Annotated in this window: 4 protein-coding genes and 2 pseudogenes; 4 read left to right on the top strand and 2 right to left on the bottom strand. The window is 44.0% G+C overall.

Annotated features, from left to right (window positions below; translation table 11 throughout):
* Positions 1–695 precede the first annotated feature (695 nt).
* The 4 genes and pseudogenes from Q0200_RS05220 to Q0200_RS05235 form a co-directional block, all read left to right on the top strand.
* Positions 696–1304: pseudogene (locus Q0200_RS05220) on the top strand (carboxypeptidase-like regulatory domain-containing protein); the annotation flags it as partial.
* Positions 1305–1427: 123 nt separating this feature from the next.
* A pseudogene (locus tag Q0200_RS05225) lies at positions 1428–2162 on the top strand (2-oxoglutarate ferredoxin oxidoreductase subunit beta); the annotation flags it as partial.
* Positions 2159–2719: a 2-oxoacid:acceptor oxidoreductase family protein gene (locus tag Q0200_RS05230; protein WP_297938622.1), complete on the top strand. Its 561-nt coding sequence runs from the start codon at positions 2159–2161 to the stop codon at positions 2717–2719. The pseudogene Q0200_RS05225 and the gene Q0200_RS05230, both read left to right, overlap by 4 nt.
* A gap of 82 nt (positions 2720–2801) precedes the next feature.
* A complete protein-coding gene (locus tag Q0200_RS05235; RefSeq protein ID WP_297938625.1) occupies positions 2802–3281 on the top strand; it encodes a flavodoxin domain-containing protein in 480 nt (159 codons plus the stop codon).
* Positions 3282–3473: 192 nt separating this feature from the next.
* Here Q0200_RS05235 and Q0200_RS05240 read toward each other — a convergent pair whose 3' ends face one another.
* Together Q0200_RS05240 and Q0200_RS05245 are read right to left on the bottom strand one after the other, a co-directional pair.
* Positions 3474–5549 (bottom strand): hypothetical protein, encoded by a 2076-nt coding sequence (locus Q0200_RS05240; protein WP_297938628.1) that lies wholly within the window; start codon positions 5547–5549, stop codon positions 3474–3476.
* Between the two features lie 90 nt (positions 5550–5639).
* Positions 5640–5873 (bottom strand): hypothetical protein (locus tag Q0200_RS05245; protein ID WP_297938630.1); only part of this gene is annotated, 234 nt, incomplete at its 5' end.

Raw genomic sequence — 5873 nt, forward strand, 5'->3', positions numbered from 1 at the left:
CATTTCACAACACCATTTGTATCATTTTGAAAAATGAGGGTTGGGATATGAAAGAATGTTTTTAGGGAAAGCATTTCATAGATACATTTGGGTAACGCTTTAATATCGTGCTTGTTAACGGACAAGATAGGGGTATTTTATGTGCGTTTATCTCTGAAAGAAAAGGTGAAAATAGCCTACTTACATTACGAAAGTAATGAAATTGTGTACAATTTGGAAATTTATTTGTGCAAAAAGAACAATATATTCTTTTATTTTATATATCTTTGTGGTCGATGCTTATTTGTAAACCTAAATGTAAAACCTAAGAGGTGAAGTTCCGCTTTATATGAAACCATGATGAAAACGTATTCTTCGGACGAGTCACCGCGAATCAGATGGCATTGCGAAAGGCTGTAGAGGGTGGGTTAACCTCACTGAAATGATACAGCATTGGCGTGGAAAACGAGCGTTCACTGACATTGAAAAACAAGACACACTGACGTTGGTCGGCTAATGACAAAGCTCAGGAAAGGTGCTGCTTTATGGTTCATCGGCTCACGTTTTGTCTCAATACGCGTAGGAATGTTAAGCCTAAAATTTATAAATTAAAATCTAAACGAATGGAAAAGGAAAAAACACTACTGGGTTGCAGATACCGAATCATGACGGTAGCAGCCTTATCTGCTTTGTCTTTTTTGGTTCCTTCACCTGTAATGGGAGGCATTTCAGGAGCTGAAGTCTCGGGAATTGTGCAGCAAAACAAGGTGAAAGTAACAGGAAGGATTGTTGATGTTGACGATAATCCGATTCTAAATGCAACAGTAAGAGAGCTGGGTTCGAGCAATGGTACAGTCACTGATTTAGACGGAAACTATGTGTTGATGATATCACCAGGCAGTACTTTGCAGATTTCTTCAATCGGTTATAAGAATATAACGAAAAAGATTGAGAAGGGAGGAAAGCTTAATTTCACGATGGAAGAAGACGCTTCGCTGCTTGGCGAGGTAGTAGCCATTGGCTATGGCAAGGCAAAGAAGGGCGATCTTTCAGCCGCTGTAGCGACTGTTGACAATGTAGATAAACTGCAAAAACGCCCAGTAAGCAACGTGTCTCAAATGCTTCAAGGTCAGATTCCGGGGGTTTCGGTTGTTGCAAATGGTGGTCATCCCAGCGCCGAACCAACGATTACGATTCGTGGAATGGGCTCACCCAACGGCGAATCTCCCTTATATGTGGTTGATGGTGTACCCGGTGCACCTTTTAATATGAGTGATGTTGTATCGATAACCGTATTGAAAGATGCCGCCTCGGCAGCCATTTATGGTGCTTATGCGGGTTCGGCGGGTGTCATACTTGTAACCACCAAGCAGGCCACGGCAGGCAAACCCTCTATAGAATACAATGGAGTCTTTGGCTATTCTACCGCACAGCATCTGCCTAAGTCACTTGGGTGGGATATGAACGACGTGTGCGTGGTCTCGGGTATCGGCTGCTCGGGACGCTTTAGCTCCTACATCAACTGCAACACCGTCCACACGACGCACGGGCGCGCGATAGCCTATGCCACGGGTATCAAGCTAGCAAACCCGGACAAACACGTCATCGTGGTAACCGGCGACGGCGATGGGCTAGCTATCGGCGGCAATCACACGATCCACGGATGCCGCAGAAATATAAATTTAAACCACGTTTTGATAAATAATTTCATCTACGGGCTAACAAACTCCCAAACCAGCCCGACCACGCCGACCGGGTTTTGGACGGTGACGGCGCAGCAGGGCAACATCGATCCGAATTTTGACGCGTGCAAGCTCGCAACCGCCGCAGGAGCAACCTTCGTAGCGCGCAGTAGCGTGATAGAGCCCACAAAGCTGGAAAAGATATTTGCCGAGGGCTTCGAGCATGACGGATACAGCTTTTTTGACGTATTTTCAAACTGCCACATAAACCTTGGCCGCAAAAATAAAATGGGCCAAGCTACGCAGATGTTGGAGTGGATCGACGGCCGCACGGTGAGCAAGGCTAAATTTGACGCGATGAGCGAGGATGAGCGGGATGGTAAATTTCCGCTCGGAGTGCTTCACAAAGACGAGTCGCGCATGGAGTACACCAAGGCCTACGACATGGTGATAAAAGCTGCTAGAGACGGCGAGAAAATCGACTTTGGAGCGCTAAAATGAAAAGGCAGTTGAGATTCGTCGGAGTGGGCGGTCAGGGCGTTATTTTGGCGGGCGAGATCTTAGCCGCGGCCAAGATCGAGGAGGGCGGATACGGCGTCAAGGCCTCGACCTACACCTCGCAGGTGCGCGGAGGACCGACAAAGGTCGATATCATTTTGAGCGAGCGCGAGATATTTTACCCGTACGCAAACGAGGGCGAGATCGAGTTTATGCTGGCTACCGCGCAGGTTAGCTTCGAGCAGTTTAAAGACGGCGTAAAAGATGGCGGCATCATCGTCGTGGAGCCAAATTTGGTTCGCACTAGCGACGAGGATAAAAAGCGCTGGAAAATTTACGAAATACCGATCATCTCCATCGCAAAAGACGAAGTGGGCAACGTCATAACCCAAAGCGTCGTCGCGCTCGCAGTGGCTGTACAGATGAGCGGTTGCTTGGATGCTGAGCTAGTTAAACGCGTAATGCTCTCAAAAGTGCCTAAAAAAGTCTACGCCGAAAATGAAAAAGCCTACGAGCTGGGGCTTAAATACGCCGAAATTTGCATAGAAAACAACAAATAAAAGCGTGATTTGAAATAAGATAGATTAAGTATCATTTCGTTATAATTCAGGTATTAATTTATTTGATTTTAAGGAGAACGAAATGAGCGTTGGTATTTTTTACACGACGACAAAGGGGCACACAAAGAGCGCGTGCGAGTATCTAGCGGGCAAAATAGGAGCGCAGCTAGTAGACGTAAAGGGCGCTGGGGCAGAGGATTTTGCTAAATTTGACGTTATCATCGCAGCGGCGCCTAGCTACGGCAACGGCGAGTTGCAGTCTGATTGGGCGGAGAAACTACCGCTTTTAAAAGCCGGCAGTAAAGGCAAAAAAGCCGCCATCGTAGCCATCGGCAATCAAGCTAACCACCCGCAAACGCTTTTTAGCGGCGCGGTGGATTTTCTGCCGTATCTAAAAGATGCGCAAATTTTCGGCGCTAGCGACGTGGACGGATATAAATTTAACCACTCCGCGTTTTTAGTAAACGGCAAATTTATCGGTCTCGCGCTTGACGTTAAGGGCGATGAAAACTACGCAAAACGCATCGACAAATGGGTCGAAGAAAATAAGTCTAATTTTTAATTTTCTACTTTCCGCCGCTTCGCTAGTTAAATTTGCGGAGCGGACGACCTTTTCTACTCACGACATTAAATTTATTAATTAACGGCGACGGCAAAATTTGGCGCTTGCGACAATGACTCAAATTTGATAGTAAATTAGCGAAAAAAACAAGATGTAAAAAGGGACCAAATTTAGCCCCTTTTAGTTTTAAATTTAGCTTAACATTGTGTATCCGCCGTCTACGTCGCTAAATCCAGTACCGTAAGCTACGCCGGAGATTTTGACTAAGGTATCGCTGCCCTCTTGATAGCCTTCTTCTCCGTCCGTATTTAGCGCCAGATATGCGTTAAATTTATCCGCTCCTACGTTTTCTAAGAAATAAGTGCCTTCGCCGTTTTTCAAATTTGCTAGCTTTTCCGTCAAATTTGACGAATCCGTGCCGTCTGCGGCCTTTGAGATTTTTGCGATATTGTCAGGTAGTTTGATTTTTTCGTTTTTTGATATTTTCATCATTCCCGTGCCTGATTCTATCGATATCTCTTTTTGATCCGGATTTTGGGCGATAGTTTCTTTGACGTCAAATTCCTCTTTGCTCAAAAACGATCCGTCATTTCCCTGGGCTTTTGAGATGAGAGTTATTTTATCCGAGTTTATATTTTCATAGATTTTAAACGTCGTTTGCGTATCTCCGATCTGGGCTACGGCTTTTTTATCTAGCGCTTTGTCGGTTATAGTCGCAGTACCTTTAAGTCCTTTTGTTACGTCGCTTAACGGGCTTAGATCCCAGGGCTTAGATAAATCCATCGTAAGTGGCGATTTTGTCGTTAGCATCGAAGCGTCGTTATCTGAGCTAACGTCAAATTTTACCGTTTTATTGGTATATTCTGCGCTTGTTATTGTAGCCGATTTTATCTGTTTGTTTTCGTAGGTTACGTCTACGGTTTTGTCGTTTTGACTGTACGAAAAGTCTTGTAATACCTGCTTTATTAGCTTATTAGAATCGTCGTAGGTTTTTGTGACGGTTTGGATGACTCTTCCGCCTTCATTATTGCTTAGGGCTTTTACGATCTCGACGTTTGGAGTAGATTTGTCTATCTCGTAGACCTTTGCTCTAGTTTGCCAACCGGTCGTATTTAGCACCTTTTCGTTTTTATCAAAAAATACTCCTTGTGCAAATTTAAACCCGCTATTTTCGTCTTGAGCTCTTTCAAAGACTATTTGGTACGTCTTGTTTGCTACCGTATCTTCGTATTCCCAGATTTTAGATTTTCCATCTACTACGTCTTTAGCTACTACATATTCAAAACTAGACGGAGTTGGAGCGTTAAAATCGGAGTTTAGTTTATTATAGATCGAGGTCGCGCCGTCTTTTAGCTCTGTAAAATAGCTTCTAGATTCGACATCTTTTACCTCTATCAAGGTATCGCTATCCTTTTGATAGCCCTCGACTCCGTCGGTATTTAGCGCCATATAGGCGTTAAATTTATTTTCTCCTACGTTTTGCAAGAAATACTGCGCCTTACCGACTCCGAGCGTAGATAGTTTTTCCTCGACATTTTGCAGATTTACGCCCTCTTGCGCTCTTGTTAGCTCGGTGATGTTTGATGGAAGCATGATTTTATCTTGAGCGTTGTCTAGTACCGCCATTTTTGAGCCGTTTGATAGATTGTTCGTGTCGGCGTTGGTGCTTATTTTTTTCAAATTTGCATTTTCTTGCAGGGTCTGGGCTATATCAAAAGTATCGACTCCATAGCTGCTATTGACTGTATATGCAGCCTTTGACACTAGTGTTACGTCGTCTGAGAATCGTCCATCGTATGCTTGGTAGACCACCTCGTCTTTTCCGATATCGGCGGTCCATTTCGTATCTAGCGCGCTATCTGTTACCGTGACTTTACCTTTGTAGTTGAAATTCGGCGTAAGAGGGTTTAAGTGTTCTGGCGAGCTTGCGTTTAGATACAACTTGCCTTTGTAGTCCAGATTTTCGCTATCTTTGCTGATCTCGAAGTTTATATCGGTATTTACGTATTTTGGATCGGTTTTGCTAGCATAGCTTAGTTTGCCGTCCACGTAGGTTAGGGTGAGTTTTTGTCCGTCTCTTCTTTCTAGTATTTTTTCTTCCAGTATTCCTTTGTCGTCAAATTTATCTCTAGTGACGTCTTCTATTTTTGAGACGCTAGGCGTGTATTCTTCGGTTACTTTGTAGCCGTCTTTTTCGTAAATTTTATAGGCTGAGATCTTGTAGTCCTTGATCATATTTTCGCCGTTATAAAATTTGCCGTCCGGCATATCTACTTTTATATCCGAGCCCTCAGGCTGAGCGTCTCTTTTGCCAAATTCTATCCTATACGTTACGCCCGTCGTGTCGTTTGAGTATTCCTAGGTAAAGGCCTTACCGTCTTTTACGTCGATTGGTTTCATGGCTGCTTTGCCGGTTTGTTCGTTGACCTCATACACGCCGTTATCTTTGTCGTCCCTAGATACTACGTCTTTTACGGCGTCGTATTGTGCTTTTATGAAATTTATCTTTGCATTATCGGTACTATCTAGAGTCTTGATACTATTTATATGGGATTTTATATAGTCAAAGTTTTTAACAATATTTTCCGAAGT

Origin of the sequence: uncultured Campylobacter sp. (assembly GCF_938045225.1) — a bacterium.
In the GTDB taxonomy this organism is placed as follows: domain Bacteria; phylum Campylobacterota; class Campylobacteria; order Campylobacterales; family Campylobacteraceae; genus Campylobacter_A.

Coding starts and splice junctions, on each gene's coding strand:
- Q0200_RS05230 (WP_297938622.1), top strand. CDS start 2,159: ATGAAAAGGCAGTTGAGATTCGTCGGAGTGGGCGGTCAGGGCGTTATT.
- Q0200_RS05240 (WP_297938628.1), bottom strand. CDS start 5,549: ATGCCGGACGGCAAATTTTATAACGGCGAAAATATGATCAAGGACTAC.
- Q0200_RS05235 (WP_297938625.1), top strand. CDS start 2,802: ATGAGCGTTGGTATTTTTTACACGACGACAAAGGGGCACACAAAGAGC.